The sequence below is a fragment of the Paenibacillus canaveralius genome (assembly GCF_047238265.1).
Lineage (GTDB): Bacteria > Bacillota > Bacilli > Paenibacillales > NBRC-103111 > Paenibacillus_F.
Genome location: NZ_JBDFMM010000001.1, coordinates 2,661,607 through 2,684,324 on the forward strand (window position 1 = coordinate 2,661,607; position 22,718 = coordinate 2,684,324).

The 22,718-nt window shown below is 52.1% G+C and carries 20 protein-coding genes and 1 pseudogene; 16 read left to right on the plus strand and 5 right to left on the minus strand.

Annotated elements, in window-relative coordinates; genetic code table 11:
• The first annotated feature begins 46 nt into the window (after positions 1 to 46).
• A complete protein-coding gene (locus tag ABC395_RS12270; RefSeq protein WP_413003377.1) occupies positions 47 to 643 on the plus strand; it encodes a TetR/AcrR family transcriptional regulator in 597 nt (198 codons plus the stop codon).
• Between the two features lie 353 nt (positions 644 to 996).
• Positions 997 to 1,947, plus strand: coding sequence for a chitosanase (locus ABC395_RS12275; RefSeq protein ID WP_413003379.1), 951 nt, complete (start codon positions 997 to 999; stop codon positions 1,945 to 1,947).
• A gap of 454 nt (positions 1,948 to 2,401) precedes the next feature.
• Here the strand turns inward: ABC395_RS12275 and ABC395_RS12280 are convergent, their stop codons facing one another.
• The gene (locus ABC395_RS12280; RefSeq protein ID WP_413003381.1) at positions 2,402 to 3,262 is read right to left on the minus strand and encodes an EamA family transporter; all 861 of its coding nucleotides are present in this window, start codon (positions 3,260 to 3,262) and stop codon (positions 2,402 to 2,404) included.
• 313 nt (positions 3,263 to 3,575) lie between these two features.
• Here ABC395_RS12280 and ABC395_RS12285 point away from each other — a divergent pair, with 313 nt between their 5' ends.
• The 6 genes and pseudogenes from ABC395_RS12285 (at position 3,576) to ABC395_RS12310 (ending at position 9,054) form a co-directional block, all read left to right on the plus strand.
• A complete protein-coding gene (locus ABC395_RS12285) occupies positions 3,576 to 4,346 on the plus strand; it encodes a DeoR/GlpR family DNA-binding transcription regulator (protein WP_413003383.1) in 771 nt (256 codons plus the stop codon).
• A gap of 79 nt (positions 4,347 to 4,425) precedes the next feature.
• A pseudogene (locus ABC395_RS12290) lies at positions 4,426 to 4,743 on the plus strand (amino acid permease); the annotation flags it as partial.
• 286 nt (positions 4,744 to 5,029) lie between these two features.
• On the plus strand, positions 5,030 to 5,485 hold the full coding sequence (locus tag ABC395_RS12295; RefSeq protein WP_413003384.1) for a DinB family protein: 456 nt from the start codon (positions 5,030 to 5,032) through the stop codon (positions 5,483 to 5,485).
• A 377-nt stretch (positions 5,486 to 5,862) separates the two neighbouring features.
• Positions 5,863 to 6,474 (plus strand): biliverdin-producing heme oxygenase, encoded by a 612-nt coding sequence (locus ABC395_RS12300; protein ID WP_413003386.1) that lies wholly within the window; start codon positions 5,863 to 5,865, stop codon positions 6,472 to 6,474.
• A 23-nt stretch (positions 6,475 to 6,497) separates the two neighbouring features.
• Positions 6,498 to 8,552, plus strand: a complete 2,055-nt coding sequence (locus ABC395_RS12305) for a GAF domain-containing protein (protein ID WP_413003387.1) — start codon at positions 6,498 to 6,500, stop codon at positions 8,550 to 8,552.
• Between the two features lie 19 nt (positions 8,553 to 8,571).
• Positions 8,572 to 9,054, plus strand: coding sequence for a diguanylate cyclase (locus tag ABC395_RS12310; protein WP_413003389.1), 483 nt, complete (start codon positions 8,572 to 8,574; stop codon positions 9,052 to 9,054).
• An 82-nt stretch (positions 9,055 to 9,136) separates the two neighbouring features.
• Here ABC395_RS12310 and ABC395_RS12315 read toward each other — a convergent pair whose 3' ends face one another.
• Positions 9,137 to 10,051, minus strand: coding sequence for a hypothetical protein (locus tag ABC395_RS12315; RefSeq protein ID WP_413003391.1), 915 nt, complete (start codon positions 10,049 to 10,051; stop codon positions 9,137 to 9,139).
• A 335-nt stretch (positions 10,052 to 10,386) separates the two neighbouring features.
• On the opposite strand from ABC395_RS12315, the gene ABC395_RS12320 reads away from it, so the two are divergent.
• The gene (locus ABC395_RS12320; RefSeq protein ID WP_413003393.1) at positions 10,387 to 11,664 is read left to right on the plus strand and encodes an Nramp family divalent metal transporter; all 1,278 of its coding nucleotides are present in this window, start codon (positions 10,387 to 10,389) and stop codon (positions 11,662 to 11,664) included.
• Between the two features lie 195 nt (positions 11,665 to 11,859).
• Here ABC395_RS12320 and hflX read toward each other — a convergent pair whose 3' ends face one another.
• Complete coding sequence (hflX, locus tag ABC395_RS12325) at positions 11,860 to 13,161, minus strand: GTPase HflX (protein ID WP_413003395.1); 1,302 nt, start codon at positions 13,159 to 13,161, stop codon at positions 11,860 to 11,862.
• Positions 13,162 to 14,219: 1,058 nt separating this feature from the next.
• Here hflX and ABC395_RS12330 point away from each other — a divergent pair.
• The 4 genes from ABC395_RS12330 to ABC395_RS12345 all read left to right on the plus strand — a co-directional run bounded on the left by ABC395_RS12330 (position 14,220) and on the right by ABC395_RS12345 (position 16,940).
• Positions 14,220 to 14,708, plus strand: a complete 489-nt coding sequence (locus ABC395_RS12330) for an acyl-CoA dehydrogenase family protein (protein ID WP_413003396.1) — start codon at positions 14,220 to 14,222, stop codon at positions 14,706 to 14,708.
• A gap of 173 nt (positions 14,709 to 14,881) precedes the next feature.
• Complete coding sequence (locus ABC395_RS12335; RefSeq protein ID WP_413003397.1) at positions 14,882 to 15,403, plus strand: TetR/AcrR family transcriptional regulator; 522 nt, start codon at positions 14,882 to 14,884, stop codon at positions 15,401 to 15,403.
• 69 nt (positions 15,404 to 15,472) lie between these two features.
• Positions 15,473 to 16,435, plus strand: a complete 963-nt coding sequence (locus tag ABC395_RS12340; RefSeq protein WP_413003399.1) for an SDR family NAD(P)-dependent oxidoreductase — start codon at positions 15,473 to 15,475, stop codon at positions 16,433 to 16,435.
• 175 nt (positions 16,436 to 16,610) lie between these two features.
• A complete protein-coding gene (locus tag ABC395_RS12345) occupies positions 16,611 to 16,940 on the plus strand; it encodes a DUF3892 domain-containing protein (RefSeq protein ID WP_413003401.1) in 330 nt (109 codons plus the stop codon).
• Between the two features lie 54 nt (positions 16,941 to 16,994).
• On the opposite strand, the gene ABC395_RS12350 is transcribed toward ABC395_RS12345, so the two are convergent.
• Complete coding sequence (locus ABC395_RS12350; RefSeq protein ID WP_413003403.1) at positions 16,995 to 18,359, minus strand: Ig-like domain-containing protein; 1,365 nt, start codon at positions 18,357 to 18,359, stop codon at positions 16,995 to 16,997.
• A gap of 359 nt (positions 18,360 to 18,718) precedes the next feature.
• Between ABC395_RS12350 and ABC395_RS12355 the strand changes: the two genes are divergently transcribed.
• The 3 genes from ABC395_RS12355 to ABC395_RS12365 all read left to right on the plus strand — a co-directional run bounded on the left by ABC395_RS12355 (position 18,719) and on the right by ABC395_RS12365 (position 21,772).
• Positions 18,719 to 20,275 carry an ABC-F family ATP-binding cassette domain-containing protein gene (locus tag ABC395_RS12355; RefSeq protein WP_413003405.1) on the plus strand — a complete coding sequence of 519 codons (1,557 nt, stop codon included), beginning with the start codon at positions 18,719 to 18,721 and terminating at the stop codon, positions 20,273 to 20,275.
• Between the two features lie 171 nt (positions 20,276 to 20,446).
• Positions 20,447 to 21,244 (plus strand): helix-turn-helix transcriptional regulator, encoded by a 798-nt coding sequence (locus tag ABC395_RS12360; RefSeq protein WP_413003406.1) that lies wholly within the window; start codon positions 20,447 to 20,449, stop codon positions 21,242 to 21,244.
• Between the two features lie 108 nt (positions 21,245 to 21,352).
• Positions 21,353 to 21,772 carry a VOC family protein gene (locus tag ABC395_RS12365; RefSeq protein WP_413003408.1) on the plus strand — a complete coding sequence of 140 codons (420 nt, stop codon included), beginning with the start codon at positions 21,353 to 21,355 and terminating at the stop codon, positions 21,770 to 21,772.
• 79 nt (positions 21,773 to 21,851) lie between these two features.
• Here the strand turns inward: ABC395_RS12365 and ABC395_RS12370 are convergent, their stop codons facing one another.
• The gene (locus tag ABC395_RS12370; protein ID WP_413003410.1) at positions 21,852 to 22,670 is read right to left on the minus strand and encodes an SPL family radical SAM protein; all 819 of its coding nucleotides are present in this window, start codon (positions 22,668 to 22,670) and stop codon (positions 21,852 to 21,854) included.
• Positions 22,671 to 22,718: the final 48 nt, after the last annotated feature.

Below are 22,718 nucleotides of genomic sequence, written 5' to 3' on the forward strand. Positions count from 1 at the left end.
AAGGATGATATAATTTGGGCATCAGCACGTGAAGTGGAGGATTACTGTGGCACCATTAAACGATCGGCAGTTGAATCAGATACGGGACGAACGCAGAATACAAATTATGGGGGCCGCCCTCAAGGTTTTTGCGAGACGGGGAATCATCGGTACGAAAATGAGCATGATCGCCGTTGAAGCGGGAATCAGTCACGGACTGCTCTACCATTATTTTACTTCGAAAGAAGAATTGTTTACTACGCTCGTGCAAAGCGCCATGGAAGCTTCACAGGAAGCGATGCGGGAAGTTTACCGGATTCCGGGTACGCCGCTTGATAAAATCCGGAGGTTATCCGAAGAGATGCTCGATAAGAGCGGGGCGCCTTATTTTATGCTGATTCACCAGGCGCGGACCTCGGAGGGAGTGCCGGACAAGGTCAATCAGCTCATGCGGGAATATTCCATGGCAACGTATGTCGAGCCGCTGCTCCCTCTGTTCCGGGAAGGACAGGAGCGGGGCGAGCTGGAAGCGGGCGATACGGAGGAGATGATCGCTTCCTATATTTCGGTCTTGTCGGGACTTATGGTAATCTCTGCGGACGGCAGCGGCGATTATCTTGTTCCCCAGGTAGATTGTCTGCTCAGGATGATCACGAAAAGGTAGCACCGCAATGTGGCTGCTGCGCTCCTGTGAATAGCTGCGCTTGCGTGCAGCCCGCCGTCTTAATTTGCCGGCCGTAGGAGAATGGCGAAGCTCTTGATTTCATGCCATGCCGCTTAAGCGGGCTTCCGAAGTCGTACGTTTTTATAAAAGACTCTCGCCGGGGAAACCGGCGGGAGCTTTTTTGTGCGGGTTCTTTTTCACGATATAGGGGGCCGGGGATGATTAACAAATTCTTAACGGGTGCAAAAGAGGGATAGAGAACGCAAAGGCCGAATAGGTTGGGAGTAGGGAGGCCTTCCTGCTTCAAAAGTTAAAGCGCTTTAACTTTATTACAATTTTAAGGAGGAATTTACTTGAAACAGAACCAACCGGTATCCGTAGGAAAACGGGTGAAATCATGTCTGCTTACCGCACTGAGCCTTACTTTAACGGGCACGATTTTGTTCACGTCCGCCGCTTTTCCAGCAAAAGTTTGGGCTGACGCAAATCAGGCACAGGGTGAAGCCTATGCGGAAGCTGCGGCGAGCTCCCCCGATGACAATTTCTCACCGTCTACTCTGCAGTTTCTGAAATCGAAGACGGGTCTGGACGGCGAGCAGTGGAACAACATTATGAAGCTGGTGAACAAAGCCGAACAAGATTCGCTTAAATGGACCGAGTATTACGGGTATTGCGAGGATATCGACGATAACCGCGGTTACACGATCGGTATTTTCGGGGCGACGACAGGCGGTTCCAACGATACGGGTCCGGACGGACCGGCGCTGTTCAAGGAATATGATGCCATAAAAGGAGCTTCAAACCCGTCCGTGGAAGGCGGCCTTGCCCGGATCGGAGCCCACGGTTCCATGAAGGGATCGATCCTGAAAATTACCGACAGCGAGAAGGTTTTCTGCGGTAAAATCAAAAATCTGCAGAACGATGCGGCATGGAGAGAAGCCATGTGGCACACGTTCTACAACGTGTATATCAAATACAGTGTCGACCAGGCGCGCCAGCGAGGCTTTAACTCGGCTTTGACGATCGGTTCTTTTGTGGACACGGCTTTGAATCAGGGGGCCGAGGGTGATTCCGGAAGCCTGAAGGGCATTCTGGCCAAATCCGGAAGCAGCACGAACGAGAAGACGTTTATGACGAATTTCTACGCCAAACGCACGCTGGTAGTGGATACGAACGAATACAACCAGCCTCCGAACGGCAAAAACCGGGTGAAGCAGTGGAGTTCGCTGCTGGGCATGGGAGAAACGGATTTGAAAAATGCGGATGCGGCGGTTAAAAAAGTGACGGGTTGGACGATGGAGTAAACGCAGAGCGAATAACCCGGATAGCGGGGATGCAGCAGGGGGAAGCGATGCACGGTATTGCGGGTGTTCGCGAATTCCCCTTGCTGCACTATGCGGTACTTGCACAGCGGAAGAACGGGCACCGGCCGTTCGATTAGGCAATGGGGCTGTGCATATCTAGCCGGGCCTGGAGATTAGGTTCCATCCGGAACCGGTTCTCCGGGCTTTTTTAATGCGGTCACGAGCAGAACACCGCAGTTAGGCGGCGCCGCATCCCACGCTGCGCATCGGGTAGGCTTCCGTAGGCGCTCGTCATGCGGTCATGAAGGACCGCCGGAACCCGGAATACTGCGCAGTTACGGGGGCAGTCGAACAACAGCCGGAGCGCCGGAAGGTTCTCTTTCCGCACCGGGCGAAGCTCCCGGCGCGCGGCGTCCGGCGTCACATGACCGTGGTCAACCGGACTCTGCCCGGTTCAGCCGAAAAATCCGATAAGCATGATTCCTGCGGTTATGACCAGGGCGCTCACGATCCGCAGCGTACCCTGTTTTTCCTTCAGCACGAAAATACCGAGTAAGGCGGCGAACACGGTACCGATTTCGCGGACAGGAGACACATGCGCGACCGGCGCATAGGCGAGCGCAAGCAAAAAAAGCAAATAGGAGCCGGTGTTCAAGACGGCACCGAGCACAATCTTTTTCCCGTTAAGCTTCCATTCGGAGGTGAGCTGACGGGACGCGAGAACCGCCGGAGTTAATCCGGCCGCGAAGCCGAGGCTGGTTACCTCCAGCAGGGCAAAGGCGGATACGTGCTGCAAATTGATTTTGTCCACGAGCACATAAGCAGTCGTGCACAAGCCGACGCTCAAGGCCATCAGCACGGGGGCAAACGAATATCCTTCTTCGCGTAAGGCGGACCGGCGCGCCGGAAGACCGCTCAGCATCACGAAGCCGAGAATCATGCAGAGAAGGCCGATCCAGCCGGGACCCGACAGGGATTCCCCCAGAAAAGCGACGCCGAACGCCGGAATGAGCAGGGTGTTGGTGCCTCTCATAATCGGATACACTTGGGAAAGATCCCCCATTTGATAAGTGCGTGACAGAAGAAGTCCGTAGACGGCCTGAAGCCCTGCAGAGGCGAGAAGCAGGAGCCAGGCGCCGATATCAAGCGATGAAGTCCATAATTCCCGGATAAACGCGGGGAAAAGAGCGACGGCCGCGATCATCGAGATGGACCACAAAAAAACGCTTTTGTTGCGGCTGCTCTTCGCGAACAGACTCCAGATAGAGTGAGTGAGGCCCGAAAGTACAACGAGAATAAAAGCAAGCAGAATCATACCATCATCTCCATAGCTTTCCCGCCCGGCGATTTTGTTTTAATCACAGAGCGAATGTTGTTTTATTTGAGGTATTATGAATGATTATGTGGTTTTAAGTGTAATTGTATGACTGTATATCTCAACTGTCAATGTTAAAAACAGAACGATTTGTTATCATGTGTTTTCTGGTCTGGCAGAGAAATATGGACAATTTCTTAGGGGGGTCTGGTTTGAATCCGGAAGTTGACAGAAGGCAGAGGTAATTTTACACTGAAGATAAAACAACAACATTCAACATAGAACCGGGAAAAATTATTATCGGAGGCCGTTTATGTCCTTAACTTACGAAGACAGAAGGAGTACGATTTTAAAACAGCTGGAAATGGAAGGGAAAGTCCAGGTTCACCTGCTTTCCGCTGAATTTAACGTGTCCACGGAAACGGTCCGCAGAGATTTGGATCGTCTGGAAAAAGAGGGCAGGCTGCGCAAAGTTTACGGGGGCGCCGTAAAAATGCGATCCGACCGGGTTGAGCCGCCGTTTCTTAAACGCGCGCAAATGATGCGCGAGGAGAAAGCTTCCGTCGGCAAGCTTGCCGCTTCTCTGATCCGGGACGGTGAAACCGTCATTCTGGATAACGGAACGACAACGCTTGAAATTTTGCGTCATCTGGGGAATCGCCCCGACGTGACGCTGATCACGCATTCCGTGCCGGTTTTGACGGCCGCGATGGATATGTTTGCGGGCAAAATCATTTTTGCCGGAGGCGAAATCAACCGGCATTATCAGGCTGCAACGGGCGCGTTGACGGATCGGCTGCTTGATCAGTTTAAGGTGAACAAAGCGTTTATATCGGTTGGAGGGATATCGCTGGTTGACGGCATTACCGATTATCATCTGGATGAAGCTCTTCTTTCGCAGAAAATTATGCAGCGGGCGGAAGAATCCATTCTCGTTGCCGACCATACAAAATTCGGCGTGACGACATTTGCCCGCGTGGCCAAGCTGGAGGAATTTTCGATGGTGATCACCGATTCGGGCTGTCCGCGGGATTGGATCGACAGCGTCGAGGCGCTTGGAATCGAAATGCGGATAAGTTCATAAGAAGAGGCACGAATACAGGGCGGAGGGGGGAACTCGTTCATCAACACCTCATGACCCTTCGCATGGCGGGGCTTGTAGGGTAGCCGTCTATGTCGGTTTTAACGATGAAGATATCGAGCGCATGGAGAAGAAATGGGCGGAATGGGACCCGGGTGTGCGGCTTATCGTACTTCGTTCGAGCTATCGCAGCATTATCCGGCCGCTCCTCAAGTTTGTCGATACGGTGGAGTGGAAAACCGCGGAAACCGACCATATTACGGTGCTGATTCCGCAATTTATCACCAAACACTGGTGGCAGCACATTCTGCATAACCAGACCAGTCTGCTGCTCAGAGCCTACCTGTTTAACCGCAAAGACGTGGTTATCTCAACGGTTCCTTACCATCTGAACAAGTAAAAAAATGCTCGAAAAATCCGCGGAACACGCGGATTTTTTTATTTCCGGGGAAAGTATCCGAACCTTTCAATTTGTACCAAGATTCTATTTTAAATAAGCGGATTCATTAAAGGTCATGACAACTGAAAGGGAGTTTTTTAAAAAATAAACGTTTCTCCCTGGAAGTGTTGCACCGGCAAGGAAACTCCCCGAAAAAAGGTTGTTTTAGAACATTGAAATGATTAAACTACGGATAACGGCAGGTTCAAGTAATCGATGAGACGAAGAGGAAGAGGGGGAAACCGAAATGAAAACGATCAGATGCATGATGGACCATCTGTACTGGGCGGACGGACGCATCTTGGACGCGCTCGAGGAGAGTGGGACGAAGAACAAGGACCTTCTGAAGCTGGTCCGGCACGTCGCGGTCGCGGAACAAGTCTGGCTGTCCCGGTTGCAGGGCAAAGGCAACGCGCAATATTTGTTGTGGGAGGAAGCGGAAGACCTGGCGGCAATCCGGAAGATATTCGAAGAAAACGCCAAGCAATATCGCGTCTATGTCGAAGGGCTCCGGAAATCCGAGCTGGACGAGATGATCGACTATGCGAATCAGAGCGGGGTTCCGTTCCGTACGTCCGTCCGGGATATCCTGCTGCAGGTGCTCTTGCATGGGCAGTATCACCGGGGACAGATCAACCGGGCACTCCGGATCGAATCGGCGGAGCCTGTCCAAATCGATTACATCACGTTCGCGAGGCTCTAACAGGGCCTAATCATCATTACTTGGAATGAGATCGGGATAAACTAACGGGAGACGTTAGTTCATTTACACCAAATGCAGTATATCCGCATGGAACATGGCCGGGTATACTGCATTTTGGTCTTCTCGCGTTGACTATGACTTTTCAAAAAAAATCTCCGTAAGCCATTTTCAATTTGATTGTTCGCTTATTTGCTTGTTTTCATGTTCCATTCTTATTTTCCTTGCTTACATCCTTCGATGAACAGCCATATATTTTAGAAGTAATTGAACGCGTACATGCCGGATTTCGAAGGTTTCCGTTAGGCGAAGGGACGCCGCGGGTGCTTTTATTCCGTGCTTTTGCTATCATTATAAAAAAAGCATAAGGGGAAATCGTAATGACAACTACTATCGTCAGCCGCTTAAGGGAAGAAACGGCTTCTTTTCACGACCGGATCGAACAGAACGCGTATGCAAAAGCGATTATGGATAAATCTTTGACGCTTGAAACCTATAAAGCTTACTTGGAGAAGTTTTACGGCTTTATTCTGCCGTCGGAAAAAGCGCTCGGAGAGCTGCCGGAATGGGAGGTTCGCGGTTTCGATATCGAATCCCGCCGGAAAGCGCCCCTTCTCGAAAGCGACTTGGAGCAGCTTGGCTTGACAAAGGGGCAAATCGGGGAGCTGCCGCTGTGCGCCAGTCTCCCGGATGTCTCCACTTTACCCCGTGCGCTCGGATATTTGTACGTACTGGAAGGCTCCACGCTTGGGGGGCAGTTAATTACGAAGCAGCTGAAAGCGGTTCTTTCGGTTGATCCCGAAGTCAACGGACGTTATTTCAGCAGTTACGGAACGGATGTCCGGACCAAATGGACCGAATTCCGCGAGTTTCTATTGGAGAACGTAAAGGAAGAAGAGCAGGACCAGGTTGTGGCCGCCGCCAAGGAAACCTTTATCCTTCTGGATGAATGGCTGAAGGAAGCCCCGGCCGCACGTGAGGCTGTAATTTAAATAAATAAGGGGCGGATGCCTTTATGTCGGATACAAGCAAGCCAAGAGACCCGGATATTCTGAACCGGACTCTTTTAACGGAAGGGAATTTCACTTCCCCTAATGAAGAGATTGACCTGACGAATTGCGACAAGGAGCCCATTCATATTCCGGGTCTGATTCAGCCGCACGGTGTGCTCCTTGCCGTTACCCACACAACGGAACAGCCGTTGATCGTTCAGTGCAGCCGGAATGTCGATTATTTCCTGGGCCGGACTCCCGAGGACCTTCTGGGAACTTCATTGGAAGAGCTGGTTGGAAAAAAGCAGCTTGATGCTTTACAGGATGAACTAGGGAGCCGGACGTTCGATCCTTCCAAGCTGCATTACATGACGATCACCATCGAAGTGAAAGGAGAACCTGTCTCTTTTTACGGGATTATGCACGAAAGCGAAGACTCGCTTATTCTTGAACTCGAACCAGCCGCCGGCGAAGAAGAACCGGCCTTTCAGGATTACGAGTGGATTCAGACTTTCTTCTGCAAAATGAAACGGGCGGGCAACCGGATAGAGGCCAGCCAGCTGGCCGCCGAGCAGATCAAGGAGATGCTGGGATACGACCGGGTGATGGTGTACGAATTCGACGAGGAATGGAACGGCAAAGTGATCGCCGAGGCGAAAGAGAACGGGCTGGAGCCGTTTCTCGGTCATCATTATCCCGCGTCGGACATCCCCAAGCAGGCCCGCGAGCTGTATTTGCGGAACTGGCTGAGGACGATCGTCGATGTGCATTACAAGCCGGTGGAAATCGTTCCTACGCTTCATCCCGCGACCGGCAGGCCGCTTAATTTAAGCTTGTCCGTGCTCCGAAGCGTCTCTCCTCTGCATATCGAATACTTGCAGAACATGGGAGTAGGAGCGACGACAACGATCTCGCTTATCAATGAGAACAAATTGTGGGGGCTGGTTACCTGTCATCACTATTCACCGAAATATATCACCCACCGGGTCCGTAATCTGTGCAACTTCCTGGGTTTCTTTTTCTCCAGTGAGCTGTATCAGAGACAGCAGCTTGACGATTATCAGACGGAGATTGAACTGAAGACGAAGGCTAACCGGATTTCCAATATTTTTATTGGAAATACGAGCGCGAACCGTGTCATGGAGCAGCTTAAACTCGAAGAAAAATCGCTTCTGCAGGTTATGAACGCGTCCGGTGTCGCAGTCAGCTACAAGGACAAGCTGATGGTATTCGGCGCCGCTCCGGAAACAGAGCAGATCCGGGAACTGGCGTTCTGGATGTCCAGGCAAGCCGAGGATTACGAATATCACACGTCCCGGCTCAGCAAGGAGCATCCGCCTGCGGCCGCTTACAAAAAGACCGCTTCCGGGGCCCTTTACCTGGCCTTATCTTCGGACGGCAAAGATTATATCATTTGGTTCCGTCCCGAGGTCGTCCAGATCGTCAATTGGGCGGGCGATCCCGCCAAGGCTGTGTTAAAGGAAAACGACGGCTTCCGCCTGTCTCCGCGCAAATCGTTCGAGAAATGGAGACAGGTTGTAGAATCGTCCTCTCTGCCGTGGAAAATCCAGGAGCTGAGGGCGCTGCCCGACCTGAAATCGATTGTGCTGAAGCAGACGGAGAATCAGATGCGGCAGGCGGAAGAGCAGGCGCAGCAAAATTCCCGCATTCTCAAAGAAAACGAGAAAAGATATTTGCAGCTCATGGAGCTTTCGCCCGTTGCCTTTTTCACCATTTCGGACAAGCGGATCGATTACTGCAACGAACAGGGCGCAGAGCTTTTTGAAGCCTCCGACCCCGAAGAGATGACCGGAAGAGCGGTGGCGGATTTCATCCATCCCGATTTCTTGCCGGTCCTGCAGGGGAAAATGGCGGAGCTCGACGTGTCCGCGCTTTCGCTGTTCACGATAAACGGGATCTGCGTGACCGCGCTTGGAGAAGTGCTGCAGCTTGAAATTACGATGGCGAGCGTCATTTACGGCGGCAAGCCTTCCTTGTTTGCCATCGCGCGGCGCAGAGAAGAAGGGGAGAGGGAAGAGTTCTCGGAAGTCGGCAGCCAAGCTGCAGACGTTTATTAACACGGACTCCTTGACCGAAATGCCCAACCGCCGCTTCTTCGACGATAATCTGCCGAAGGAGTGGGATCGTGCCGCGGCGGCGGGAACACCCGTTTCCCTCATTCTGATGGACATCGACCACTTCAAAGCCTACAACGCCTTGTACGGCTATCAGGGAGGCGACACCTGCCTGCAGTGGATGTCGGATATCCTTGTCGCAATCGGCAAGCCGAATGAAGCCGTGATCGCCCGCTACGGCGGCGGGACCTTCGTCCTCCGGCTTGCGGCTGAGCTTGAGAAGGCCGTCGATTTGGCCGAACAGATCCGGCTCGGCGTCCTTTCCATGAAAATTCCGCAGACGCACAGCGACAGCGGCGATTACCTCACCGTCAGTCTGGGCGTGGCGTCGGCTTATCCGGAGCCGGGAAGCAATTCCGATGATCTGGTCTATGCGGCGGAACACGCGCTGCAGAAGGCAAAAAACGAAGGCAGAAACCGCGTGTCGGTTATCCGCCCGGTATAAAGCACGCGATAGAAAGACCCCGCAAGCCTTCTTATAGAAGGCTCTGCAGGGTCTTTTGTCTGTTAAGGACGCGTCAACCGCATCATTTGAATTTTTTGGTGTCCAGGTAATAAAAATTATAAAGCCGGTCCCGGCCGTCGTATATTTTGGACCCCGATTCGAAGTTGACGTACAAATCGGTTCCGTAGAAGCTGATTCCTTCGGACATCGGAGGCATCGTCAGCTGGCTTATTTTTGCGCCGCCCGAGCCGCGCTTGTGAACAAGCAGTTTGCTGTCGTTGTCCCTGCCGCAGGACTGGCTGTACATGACCTTGTCCTTCGTCAATGCCATACCCTGGACACGGTCCGGGGTTTTCCACGTGTAACTGGCTTTGGAAGGAAGGTCCTCACCGGCAGGCAGGCGGTATCCGTACACCGTTCCTTGCGGCCCGGCAGTGGTGCAGGTGGCCCCTTTCGTGTAAGTGCCGATCCAGAGCACGCCTTCCGAGAACGTCGCATACGATGCCTGATGAGAAAGGGTGTATTTTTTCATCACGATTTTGCTGTAATCGGGAAGACCGGTCAGCGAAGTGAGCGGAATCCGAAACGCGTTTTTCCCGGAGGTCGCCCACAAATAACGGCCGCTCACCGCTAATCCGCCGACATGTCCCGTATGTTTTTTGCCGCCGCTTTCATATAAATAAAAGGTTTTTAACCGTTTTCCGGTCGTTTTGTCGGTGATCGAAATGCTGCTCGCTTCGCTGCCGCTGCCGGAATACTGGGATGCGATGATCCATTTTTTTCCGGGCCACAAGGCAAGGCCTTGAGGGACCCATTTCTTCTCGCTTTTCAGACCGGGAATGACGGGACCTTCATGTGCCGCGTTGAAAAAACTCTTGTAACGGGTTTTGTCCGCCGCCGCATTAGCCGGGGCAGGGGACACCGCCGCCAAAGAACCAAGCAGCAGCGTCCCGCCGAGAATAGCGCTGACGGAACTCTTTATCCGTTTTGTTTTCATTGTATCCTCTCCCTTCCCCGTTTATTTACGTTTTCTTCCGGATAATCAAACATATTCATGCCTTAATCATGTTAACTAATGGAAGTTATAGAGCCATCTAATGGAATTATTTGCGGATTCGGTTTTTCGCTCCAAAGATAAGGTTAAAGACATTTAGGATATGGCGCCCCCGCGTAATATTTACATACAATAGTTCAGAGAATAGGGGAAAGTCTCTTCAGACAGACAGGTTGACGGTTTACAAGCGGCCGGGAAGGGTCTATAATCGAGTTAATATTTTGCGTGCGAGAAACATTTATGCACGCAGGTAACTTTTAAGGCAAGAGGTGAGGGATATGGCTGAACAGGACATCACGAAATATAAACGAATACCTCTTACCGCAGAATCCGTTTTGAACGGGGATGTGAAGGGACTCAAACGATTGCTTCCTTTTCTGGGGCCTGCTTTCATCGCGGCGGTCGCTTACCTGGACCCGGGAAATTTCGCAACCAATATAACGGCGGGTTCGAAATACGGCTATCTCCTTCTCTGGGTGATTGCCGTCTCGAATCTGATGGCGGTTCTTATTCAGGCTTTATCGGCGAAACTCGGCATTGCGACGGGAATGAACCTGCCGGAAGTCGCCCGCGAGCGGTTTCCGAAGCCGGTATCTATCTTCTTATGGATTCAAAGCGAACTGGTCATCATCGCGACGGATCTCGCCGAATTCATAGGCGCCGCCTTGGGCTTGTATCTGCTATTCGGCATTCCGATGCTGCCGGCCGCGCTGATTACGGCGGTAGGCTCCTTCGCTATCCTTGAGCTGCAGCGGAGGGGATACAGATGGCTTGAGGCCGGAATAGCCGGGATGATCTTGATCGTCGTCTGCTCTTTCACGCTTCAGGTGATTAACGCGCAGCCCGATGGGGGGGCGGTAGCCGCCGGTATTTTCACTCCCAGATTCGAAGGGGTCGACAGCATTTTGCTGGCGGCGGGGATGCTCGGAGCTACGGTCATGCCGCACGCCATTTATTTGCACTCGTCTTTGACCCAGAAACGGATTGTCGGCAAGAACGAGCAAGAGAAGAAACGGATTTTTAAACTTGAATTTATCGATATCGTGCTGGCGATGCTGATCGCGGGCGCGGTAAACATGGCGATGGTCATTATATCCGCCGCCTTGTTTTTCAAAAACGGACTCGGTGTGGAAGAGCTCGATGACGCGTTCCACAAGTTTTACGAGCTGGCCGGTCCGGTTTCCGCCGTATCGTTCGGTTTAGCCCTCCTGATTGCCGGTCTTTCCAGCGCATCTGTCGGAACGATGGCCGGGGACGTGGTCATGCAGGGCTTCATTAACAAGCGGATTAATTTGTACCTGCGCCGCGCCATTACGACCATTCCGCCGCTGGTCATTATCATCATGGGAATCGACGCGACCAAAGCGCTCATTATGAGCCAGGTTGTGCTGTCGTTCGGCATTGCGTTCGCGCTGGTGCCTCTGCTGCTCTTTACGAGCAACCGCTCGATTATGGGCGGACTCGTCAATCAGCGATGGACGACGGTACTGGGTTGGATTATCGCCGCAATCGTAATTTTTCTGAATTTATTTCTGATCGTTACCACATTCATGTAAATGGCTATAACGGCATAATCCTGTGCAAGCCGCAATCATGAAGCCTCTCCGGACCGGGGAGGTTTTTTTCTATGGGAAGGGGAAGTGGAGTCAAAAGAAAAGATACCCGCCGCTGCCGCGTCATGCGGACATCAAGGGGTATCTTAGTTTCGTTATTATGACCGGGCGCTTGCGGGTACATGATGTGCAGGTGTGTTACCTGCCGGGAAAATGACCGCTTTCCAAAAGCGGAATGTAGGAGCCCCGGTAGCGTTCCAGCACGGATTCGGGACATTCCAGAGTAAGCCGTGTGCCGTCCGCTTCGAAGCTGACAGAACGGACGTTGGCAAACTCATTGAAATAAGCGGTCACGCGGCTCTGATCGTAAGGGACGAGAACTTCGCACCGGACATCGCGTTCGAAAATACGCTCCCGGATCTCCCGCGTCAGTTCGGAGATTCCGGAACCCAGTTTGGCCGAGAGCGCGATTTTGCCGTTATCCACGCTAGGAAACGGGAGGGAGGCCAAGTCCGCCTTGTTGTAAACGAACAACTTGGGGATATGGTCGGCACCAAGCTCCTTGAGCGTCTCCTCCGTTACCGCGATTTGCCGCTCGTACATCGGACTGGAGCTGTCGACGACGTGCACCAGCAAATCCGCCTCCGCAACTTCTTCCAGCGTAGAGCGGAACGCTTTAACGAGGTGATGGGGAAGCTGGCTGACAAATCCGACCGTATCGGTCAGCAGAAAAGATTTACGGTCATGCAGGGTAATGCTGCGAACCGAAGTCTCCAAAGTCGCGAACAGCCGGTTCTCCGCCATGACTTCCTTGCCCGCGCCGGGATTGTGGGTTTTCATCATCGCGTTCATCAGGCTGGATTTGCCCGCATTCGTATAGCCGACCAGGCAGACGACGGGCACATCGTTCCTGCGGCGTTTCTTCCGCTGGGTTTGACGATGGCTGACGAGCTGCTCCAGCTCCTTCTGAAGCATAACGATCCTTTCCTCGATTCTGCGGCGGTCCAGCTCCAGCTTCGTTTCCCCGGCGCCTCTGTTCTTAAGTCCCGAGCCGCCGCCCTGCCGTCCGAGCGATTCGCGCAAACCGACAAGCCGGGGCAGCATATAGTGAAGCCGGGCCACCTCGACTTGGAGCTGGGCTTCTCTCGTCCGGGCTCTCTCGGCGAAAATCGCGAGAATAAGGGCCGTCCGGTCCATAACGGTCCGCTCCAAGGCCGCTTCCAGATTGCGCAGCTGGGAAGGCGTAAGCTCATCGTTGCAGATGACGAGATCGGCCTCCCGAGCATGAATGAGCTCCAGCAGCTCGCCGATTTTCCCTTTTCCGATATAATGGGAAGGATTGCTGCGGCTCAGCTTCTGGGTCACCATGCCGGCTTCTTCAATACCGGCCGCTGCGGCCAGATTTGCAAGTTCCTCCATATAATAGCCGAAATCCGAACGGTTGCCCGGATGAATCCCGATAAGAATCGCTTTTTGTGGGTGTCGTTTCAAACCAATCATCCTCTCGATAAAAAAATAAAAACAGCACAAGATATTTCCCGTGCTGAAGATACAAGAGGACCGGGCACGGAAATCGCGCGGATTTCCTGCCCTGCGGATATATAGGGTCTATAGATGAACCTCTCCGTTTAACCGTCCGAGGGTTACCTGTAAAATGACAGACCTATCCCGTAGTCCTCTGCATGCGACACACAGAGTCTTTGACATCATCTTTAGATGTGCAAAGATCTGACCCGGATAAAATCTACCACACGTAACGCCTCCTCTTTTAAGATACATTCACTTTATCACAGCCGCCGCCGTCTTCCGAGGGACAGTTTCCTTTATAACCATTCTTTACAAGTCCTTATAAAAGCGGCAGCCGGCAAATCGCCGTGAACGATGTACTGTCCCGTGTTAAAATACAAGGAGCCTTACATATACGGGAACTTGCCTGCAAAGAGCCGAGAACCCAAAGATCCATTCAAACATAAACAAAAGGATGCGGTACCTTATGATACTCACACAAGAGGACGTGCAGCGGATCAGAGAACAATCGCGAGGTATGGAGTCGGAGGGAACTCTGACGCAAAAATTGCTCGATCTGATTTATCAAAAGGGGTGGTTCAAGCTGTTCGTCCCCGACGATCTGAACGGGCGGATGACTCCGCTTCCGGACGCTCTCCGGATTTTCCGGGAATGCTCGCGGGCGGACGGAAGTTTCGGCTGGCTGGTGACCATCGGAGCGGGCGGCGGTTTTTTTGCTTCGTTAATGAAGCGTGAAGTCGGAGCGGCCTTGTTTAGCGGTGAAAAAGCCGTCGTTGCGGGTAGCGGCGCCCCAACCGGTACGGCAAAACGGGTCGAGGGAGGCTATCTCGTGAGCGGCCGATGGAAATACTGCAGCGGGGCCGCCCATGCCACAATGTTCACCGCTAACTGTGCGGTTGAAGAGCCGGAGGGGCGGGAAGGGGGAGAGCAAGCGGAAATCCGCTCGTTTATTTTCATGCCCGATGAGGTCCGTATTCACCCGGACTGGAATACGTTCGGCCTTAAGGCGACCGGCAGCCACAGCGTTTCCGTTGAGGAGTCTGTTCGTCCCGGACAAGATGACGTTTCTGTTCACGGAAGTCCACGCATACGAAGACGAGCTTATCTACCGCTACCCGTTTGTCCCGTTTGCCCAGGCTTCGTTTGCCGCGGTCGCTTTAGGCATCGCCGCACATTTCGCGGAAGAGGCCCGCGCATATATCCGCTTGAAGGAACGGAAACCGCATGTCCTTGGGAAGCTGGAGGAGCAGGAAGCCCTTCTGGAAAAAAGTGAGTCCGCTTTCTATTCGGCCATTACGCGCTCATGGGAAGAGCTAGTCCGGCACGGACGAATGTCCGAGGCTGACGAGAAGCGGGTGTCCGAACAATGCCTGAGTACGGTACGCGACGTGCTGACGGGCACGTTTGAGCTCTTCTCGCTGCTGGGCTTGTCGGCGGCCATGGAGGACAGTCCGGTTAACCGGACGTGGAGAGATCTGCAAACCGTGTGCCAGCACAGCCTGCTTTTGCCGGAAGAATAAGGGACGGAGCCTGCTTTACATTCACTGCGGATGTGTTATAAAAAAAGTCAGACTGTACGCAGTCTGATTTTTTTGTGAGAAAGACTTGCAAATTTGCACGGAGTGGCATAAGATGGATTTAAATTAGTGATTGGCCAATCAATAAATATGATATTCAGAAAAGGAGCCGGCTTATGGTCAAAAAAAATACGTCCTCCGCCAGCCGCAGGACCGATATCGTATCGGCCGCCATCGAAGTGTTTGCCGAAATCGGCTATTATCGCGCGACTACGGCCCAGGTTGCCGAGCGTGCCGCTATATCCCAGCCGTACGTGTACCGCTTTTTCACCAAAGAATCGCTGCTTGTCGAAGCGCTGGAAGTGTCGTGGCAGCGGATAGAAACGGCTTTCCGGCAGGTGCTGGAATCGGCTTCTCCCGACACGCTGGAGAGAGGCTTCATTGAAGCTTACGAAGGCATTCTGCTCGCTCACCGGAGTGAAATTCTGCTTCAAATGCAGGCGCAGACAATTCAGGAAGAAGCGGTCCGCAGGGCGATGCAGGAGGGGATGAGCCGCGTTAAACGGCTTGTGCTGAACGCTTTTGAAGAGGCGGGCATGGAGGATGCGGAGCAGCGGACATCGGATTTTCTGGCCAGAGGCATGCTGTGCAATGTATCGATGGCGATCGGGCTGCCGGACTTGATGCTAAAAAAATAAAACAGGGTACGGGAAATTTTTTTGAATATTAGTAATTGGTCAATCAATAATATAAAAGGAGCGATTTTAATGAAAAAAGCGGTTGTCTTGGGTGCGACAGGCGGAGTGGGAACGACTCTTACGGAGGAGCTGGTCAAGAGAGGGATAGAAACGGTAGCTTTCGGCCGATCCGCAGCTAAACTGGAAAAGCTGAAGCAGGAGCTCGGAAATCCCGCACATCTCAAGCTGGTAAAGGGAGATGCCTTCGAATGCGCCGACATCATCAAAGCTGCGGAAGGAGCCGATGTCCTGTTTCACAGCGCGAACATTCCATACCACGAAATGGAATCGAGACTTCTGTCGCTAGGTGAAGCCGTTATGAAAGCTGCCGAGCACCTGGCCGTCAAAGTGGTTGTGGTGGACGGAATTTATCCGTACGGCAGGAGAACCGGCGCGGCGAAGGCGGAGGAGGATCATCCCAAACATCCGCATACGCGTAAGGGAAAAGTGAGGCTTGCGTACGAGCAGCTGATTTTCGCATCGCGGTGGAAGAAAGCGAAACCGCTTATCGTCCGGCTGCCCGATTATTACGGGCCTTCCGCCCAGGCTTCCTATCTTTCCGTTACCATGGAAGCGATAGCCGCCGGGAAGCCGACTGCCTTTATCGGCAATATGACCGTTCCGCGGGAGTATGTGTATTTGCCGGACGCCTCCCGGATGATTGTCGAGATTGCCGGCCGCGACGGTACGGAAGGGCAGAACTGGCACATTCCCGGACCCGGACTCCTATCGGGAAAAGAAATCGTCCGGCTCGCACAACGGGCCAGCGGTAAGCGGAAGGCGGTATTCCCGCTCGGACGAATAGGCTTGTCATTGGCGGGGCTTTTTAATCCCGTTATGAAGGAAGTCGTCGAAATGCTCTACTTGACGGAAGAACCGTTCGTGTTAAGCGGCCGCAAGTATGAGCAGGAAATCGGTCCGATCGTTTGGACGCCTCACGAGAAAGCAATTACCGATACGATTCAGGCTCTGATGAAACGTAACCAAGCATAACGGCCGGCCGAATGACCGCTTGTATATGAGTTAGAAACAGCCGGCATCCTGGGGGAACTTGAATGAGACATTTGCTGCTGCTTGGAATAGGACAGCTTTGGCAGCGCCCCGGCCCGGGTGCGGGTCTTTCATAAAAGAACGCAAAAACAGACATGCTATAACCGAGGTGATTCAGATGAATGAAGGACCGACGAACACAGATTTTGAGGCGATTTACGAGAATTACAAGCAGCAGGGAGAGCTCCAGGCCTTTCAGGAGCAGTCGCAGGCGGCAGCTGGGGACGGATTGGAATCGATTGTAGCCGTCCGCAAAAACGACGACGGGGATATTATTGCCGTAAAAACGTCTTCGGGGCGTGAGCTAGACTATGTATCCGCACTGAATGAAGCCAAATCCGGCGCTCTGGCCCATGTGGATGTATTTCACCGGTACGGACGCGACATCCTCCGCAGTGAGCCCGATGGAGTGAAGTCTAACAATCTGGATCAGCTGCCTCCTTTCTAGGGGCATGCGGAAGAGCCCGACGAGGTCGGGCTCTTTTTTACGGGATGCAAGAAGTTAATGAGGGCTGTAAATGGAATAACCGAAATGATAGAGCGAACTGTCGTTGGCGCTCAGCTGTGTGCCGCCGGAGTAGAAGAGAATAGGGATAATATCGTAATAATGGGTGGAAGCGTAGCCGTAGAACGCATTTTGTCCGATGGCAGGCTGTATTCCGCTGATCGTTACGCTGAAGGTTCCGTTGCTGCTCGTCGTGCCCGTTCCGCTGTAAATTTTGTTGTTAAGTTTGGTTTGTATATAGACGGTAACCGGAGCATTGAAAGCAGGCGCTCCCGAAGCGTCTTTGGCGAGACCAGTCACCGTCAAGTAATTCTGGATCCTCCATTTGTTTCCTTCTCCGTAATTGATCCGCTGGCCGGCGTCGACATTCGGATCCGATTTAATGCTTACGATATCTACCGATGCCGGAGCTTTGAACTCGCCGAAAGTAAGTGAATACGGAACGGAAGCGTTAAACGAATTCAAGGATACCACCCGCAAATAATAGGTGCCGGGAGACAGGGAACCGTCCACATCCTTGTTCTGGTCCACTGTACCGACCGATCCTAAATTCTGGTTGAAAATTTGCAGCTGATAGGTAGTGCCCGGTGCGCTGTTGGCCAGTTTGATATGGAAAGATTTTGCGGCGGTAACCGTGTATTTGATCCAATCGGCGTCCAGGCTGTTGTCGATCGTCCGGCCGCTGACCGTAAACGAATCTGTTGTCTGCTGGGCATGCCAGATATTATCATCGGGCTCAGCCGTATCGTAGGATGCGGATTCTACGACGGTAAAGTAGTAGGCTGTATTGGCATCGAATCCCGTATAGGCCGAAACTGCCAGGAAGTAGATGCCCGCAGGCGCGATTCTGCTGATTTGCTCGTTGGATTGAGGGCCGTAGGAGGAAGTCTCTTGCTCCACGAGGCTGCTTGTTGCCGGGTCGTACCGGAACAAGTGGAGATCATAATCAATGGAAGCGGAAGGAATCGTTTGAAGATAGGCGGTAAGTTTGCCCGGAGCGGTCGTTTGGAAAACGTACCACCGCTGTCCGTCCGCTTCCGTAATTTTGTCGGAATAAACGGCTCCCGTTACGACTTGCGCCGCATTGTTGGGATTGTTGTTCAGCGCGGCATTCACGTTCACGGTTAATCCTTGATTGCGCGCCGCTTTTTCCAGTGACTGAGGAGCTTCCAGGGGCTTGCTTGAATCCGGCAATGCGTGACGGCCGGACTTGAATTCGGCAGGGGAGTTCAAGTCGCCTCCCTTTACGACAACCGGTGCTGCTGCAGGGACTGCCGACGCGGATGATTCGGCTTGTCCGGCCAGCCCGCCGAGTAGGGCCGAGCCTGCGAGAGCGAGAGACAATAACCATTTCTTCACCATGTTTCTTCCTCACCTTCTCCATAAAATTACCGCGCAGGCGGTTTATATGTAAGCGCAGGGCGCTTCATATCGGAAGACTTTGTCGGTCGTGTGTTCACTGCCGTCCAGCAATAACATCCGGAGAAAGGAAGGGAGAAACTAATAGAATCTATGGAATTACAACATTTACCAGAATTCTAGCATGACAGTTTTTGGAATGTCAATAAATTCCATCTTTTGTTTTCGTTTTATTTTTATGGCTGCCGCCGATGCGGAAACTTTGAAAGAAAACGGCTTTTTTTCAAACGTGCATTGAGTTGTCCACCCTGTAACGCTTATAATAAAGCAAGTAAAAAGTTTATAAGAAAAGGTGTCTATTCATGAGCATATTAAACGTAGAAAGACTGAGCCACGGGTTCGGAGACCGCGCGATTTTCAACGACGTATCCTTCCGCCTCCTTAAAGGCGAGCACATCGGATTAATCGGCGCCAACGGAGAAGGTAAGTCTACCTTCATGAACATTATTACAGGCAAGCTCCAGCCGGATGACGGCAAAGTGGAATGGTCGAAACGGATGCGGGTCGGCTATTTGGATCAGCACGCGGTTCTCAGCAAAGGCATGACTATCCGTGATGTCCTCAAAGGGGCTTTTCAATATCTGTTCGATATGGAACAGGAAATGAACGGCATGTACGAGAAGATGGGCGACGTGACGCCGGAGGAACTGGAACAGCTTCTTGAAGACGTCGGCACGATCCAGGATACGCTGACGAATCAGGATTTTTATATGATCGATGCCAAAATCGAGGAAACCGCCCGCGGACTCGGCCTTACCGATATCGGTCTGGACAAGGACGTCAACGATCTCAGCGGCGGTCAGCGCACCAAGGTGCTGCTGGCGAAGCTGCTGCTGGAGAAGCCGGACATTCTGCTCCTTGACGAGCCGACCAACTATCTGGACGAGCAGCATATCGAATGGCTGAAGCGCTACCTGCAGGAGTACGAGAACGCTTTTATTCTCATTTCACATGACATACCGTTCCTGAACAGCGTCATTAACCTGATTTATCATATGGAAAACCAGGAATTAAACCGGTATGTAGGCGACTACGATCATTTCAAACAAGTTTACGAGATGAAAAAACAGCAGCTGGAATCGGCTTACAAGCGCCAGCAGCAGGAAATCGCGGACCTGAAAGACTTCGTGGCCCGTAACAAAGCGAGCGTTGCCACCCGGAATATGGCGATGTCCCGTCAGAAGAAACTCGACAAAATGGACGTTATCGAGCTCGCCAAAGAGAAGCCGAAACCGCAGTTTAATTTTAAAGAAGGCAGAACGTCAGGTAAACTCATTTTCGAAACGAAAGACCTGGTCATCGGTTATGAAGAGCCGTTGTCCAGACCGCTCAATCTCCGTATGGAACGCGGGCAGAAAATCGCCCTTGTCGGTGCCAACGGGATCGGTAAGACGACGCTCTTGCGGAGCATTCTCGGCGAGATTCCCGCGCTCTCGGGCTCCGTTCAGCTTGGGGAACATCTGAGTATCGGTTATTTCGAACAGGAAATGAAAGAGGCTAACTACAACACGTGCATCGATGAGATATGGAAGGAATTCCCTTCGTATACCCAGTTTGAAGTGCGGGCCGCTCTGGCGAAATGCGGATTGACGACCAAGCACATCGAGAGTAAAATCACGGTGCTGAGCGGTGGTGAGAAGGCCAAAGTCCGCCTTTGCAAGCTTATCAACAACGAAACCAACCTGCTTGTATTCGACGAGCCGACCAACCATTTGGACGTCGACGCGAAGGAAGAATTGGCCCGTGCCCTCAAAGCTTACAAAGGAAGTATCCTGCTGATTTCCCACGAACCCGAATTTTATCGTGAAGTCGTGACGGAGACATGGAACTGCGAATCCTGGACGACGAAAGTGTTTTAACCGTTTCAGTCCGGTGCAGCTGTATACAAAAAGACCTGCCGCTTTTGCCGGGCAGGCTTTTTTATGAGTAAAAAAGGGAACAAACATTCGTTATTTAATGTTTTGTTCGTACCCATGCAAGGAAGGATGTGGTAAAATGGGTGAGCAAACAATACAAGGATGGTGAAGCGTTTGACTGACCGGTATTCCGAAATCGATGAGGTTATTTTGTATATTCAGAAGAACATTTTCGAACCTCTCTCGCTTAACCAATTGGCGGCTTACGCGGCTTACAGCCCGTATCATTTTACAAGAATTTTTAAAGAAAAAACCGGACTTACTCCTCAATACTACGTTTCATCGCTTCGTCTTCAGAAAGCCAAAGATCTGCTGCTCCGTACGAATTTGAGCATCCGTGACATCGGTCTTGAAATCGGCCAGCAAAGCCTGGGTACTTTCACAACGCGGTTTACCGAGAAAGTAGGAATGACTCCGTCGGAATTCCGGAATTCTACTCTCCTCGCCGACAGCCACTTCCATTCTCTGCGCAAGCTCGATGACTGGTCGATGCCCGAACCCGCCGCACGGCTGCCTTTCGGAACAATCGAGGGGATCGTTCAAGCCGCGATCCCGTTCGAGGGCATCATTCTGCTCGGTCTGTTCGCCAAACCGATTCCGGAAGGGCTGCCGCTGTACGGCACGTTGCTTTCCTCGCTGGGAAGCTTCTGCCTTGCGGATGTTAAGCCGGGCACTTATTACCTGATGGCGACCTCCGTATCCTGGGGAACGAAGGCGGTTGACTTTCTTTTGCCGGAAGCGACGCTGCGTACCCGCTCTAGAGAACCGATCGTCGTTAAACCGGGTATCCCCGTCCCGCAGCAGCTCGTAACTCTGCACGTTCCGCGCTATGACGATCCGCCGATTCTAATCTCTCTGCCGGTACTCATGAATAACTTTCTGAGGCGGGGAAGCTCACCGGGCAGCGGGTAACCGTAAAGGTTTTCCAAGCATGACCGCAATTTATAAGAAATATCAGTCAGGTATCGGTGTTACGATAGTTACAGAAACGACATATACCTTTCGAGAGGATGATGATGTATGGCTACACATACGACGTATATTATTTCCGAGGACGCGCGGGCACAAGCTGAATTTTACATAGGGGCGCTGGGAGGAGAGATCACGTCGGTTACGACGTACGGTCAGGTTCCGGGCGCGAGTGAAGAAGAACTGAAAGATAAAGTCATTAACCTGAGCCTGGTTGCGGCCGGAGTTACTTTTCTCATGTCGGATTCGATGTTTGAAGCGCTGACACCGGGAAATATGGTAAGTCTCTGTCTTGAATTCGCTACCGAAGAAGAAGCTCACACGGCTTTTAACAATTTGTCGAAGGGCGGCAATGTTAAACAACCTCTGGAGCCGGCTTTCTGGGGTGCCCTGTTTGGCCAACTGGAAGACAAGTTCGGCATCTCGTGGATGATTACGTCCGACACATCCGCATGCAGAGACTCGGAGTAGAGTCTAATTAAAGCAAAAATCCGCAGACTGCGGATTTTTGCCTTTATGATTGGTCTGCACACGACTGCCCGATTGAAGTCTACGGTTCAAAACCTTCCTGGCTTATAAAGATCGCATTCTCGGGAAACACTTCTTTCAAGCGTTCTACTACAATCCGGTAAGCATGCGGATGATACCACTTTTCCAATCCTAGCTCCATATAGATGTTCTCCATTTTCAAACTCCCGGTTCTTTTCCCGCCGCTGCCGTCCCCCATAAAATAATCGTCCACACAAACCCGGTTCACGACCGGTTTTAACAGGTCCGGAAACCGTTCACTGCTTGGCAGGAGAGGAGCAATCGCAGCTTGCGAGGGTACTCCGGCTTCCTTTAACGTTTCAAGAGCCTTCAGCCGCGCTTGTATGGAAGGTGCCCCCGGGGAGAAGCGCTTGCGTATCTCATCCAAGTCGGTTTCTACGGTCATGCTTACTCGAACTTTGTCCTTCAATTGGAGAAACAGATCCAGGTCCCGCGTTACCAACGGGCTTCTTGTTTGCACCAGTACAAAGTCCGGCGGATCTTCGGTCATCACTTCCAGCAGAGAACGGGTGATTCTTTCTTTGTATTCGACAGGCTGATACGGATCCGTGCTTGATGACATAAAAATCGTGACGGGCCCTTTCGCTTTCGCCCGGCGCAATTCTTTGCGGAGCAGTTCGGCCGCATCTTGCTTAATATCCACCCAAGTACCCCATTCGGCCCCGCGGAAAGTAGAGACAGGCATTTTTCTTACATAACAATATGAACAACCGAAAGAACATCCGGTATAAGGATTCAGCGAATGGGTATATCCGGCAAGGAACCCCGTTCCTTTATTAAGCAGAGTTTTGGGCGTTTTATAACCGTATTCCAGTTTCATAACATCTCCGTTCCTCAGATTAATTTTAAACAATTTTTATGACGGACC

Excerpts from the sequence above, each read along its gene's own strand:
- ABC395_RS12280 (WP_413003381.1), bottom strand. The coding sequence starts at position 3,262 with ATGATTCTGCTTGCTTTTATTCTCGTTGTACTTTCGGGCCTCACTCAC.
- ABC395_RS12285 (WP_413003383.1), top strand. The coding sequence starts at position 3,576 with ATGTCCTTAACTTACGAAGACAGAAGGAGTACGATTTTAAAACAGCTG.
- ABC395_RS12295 (WP_413003384.1), top strand. The coding sequence starts at position 5,030 with ATGAAAACGATCAGATGCATGATGGACCATCTGTACTGGGCGGACGGA.
- ABC395_RS12300 (WP_413003386.1), top strand. The coding sequence starts at position 5,863 with ATGACAACTACTATCGTCAGCCGCTTAAGGGAAGAAACGGCTTCTTTT.
- ABC395_RS12305 (WP_413003387.1), top strand. The coding sequence starts at position 6,498 with ATGTCGGATACAAGCAAGCCAAGAGACCCGGATATTCTGAACCGGACT.
- ABC395_RS12310 (WP_413003389.1), top strand. The coding sequence starts at position 8,572 with ATGCCCAACCGCCGCTTCTTCGACGATAATCTGCCGAAGGAGTGGGAT.
- ABC395_RS12315 (WP_413003391.1), bottom strand. The coding sequence starts at position 10,051 with ATGAAAACAAAACGGATAAAGAGTTCCGTCAGCGCTATTCTCGGCGGG.
- ABC395_RS12320 (WP_413003393.1), top strand. The coding sequence starts at position 10,387 with ATGGCTGAACAGGACATCACGAAATATAAACGAATACCTCTTACCGCA.
- hflX (WP_413003395.1), bottom strand. The coding sequence starts at position 13,161 with ATGATTGGTTTGAAACGACACCCACAAAAAGCGATTCTTATCGGGATT.
- ABC395_RS12335 (WP_413003397.1), top strand. The coding sequence starts at position 14,882 with ATGGTCAAAAAAAATACGTCCTCCGCCAGCCGCAGGACCGATATCGTA.
- ABC395_RS12340 (WP_413003399.1), top strand. The coding sequence starts at position 15,473 with ATGAAAAAAGCGGTTGTCTTGGGTGCGACAGGCGGAGTGGGAACGACT.
- ABC395_RS12345 (WP_413003401.1), top strand. The coding sequence starts at position 16,611 with ATGAATGAAGGACCGACGAACACAGATTTTGAGGCGATTTACGAGAAT.
- ABC395_RS12350 (WP_413003403.1), bottom strand. The coding sequence starts at position 18,359 with ATGGTGAAGAAATGGTTATTGTCTCTCGCTCTCGCAGGCTCGGCCCTA.
- ABC395_RS12355 (WP_413003405.1), top strand. The coding sequence starts at position 18,719 with ATGAGCATATTAAACGTAGAAAGACTGAGCCACGGGTTCGGAGACCGC.
- ABC395_RS12365 (WP_413003408.1), top strand. The coding sequence starts at position 21,353 with ATGGCTACACATACGACGTATATTATTTCCGAGGACGCGCGGGCACAA.
- ABC395_RS12370 (WP_413003410.1), bottom strand. The coding sequence starts at position 22,670 with ATGAAACTGGAATACGGTTATAAAACGCCCAAAACTCTGCTTAATAAA.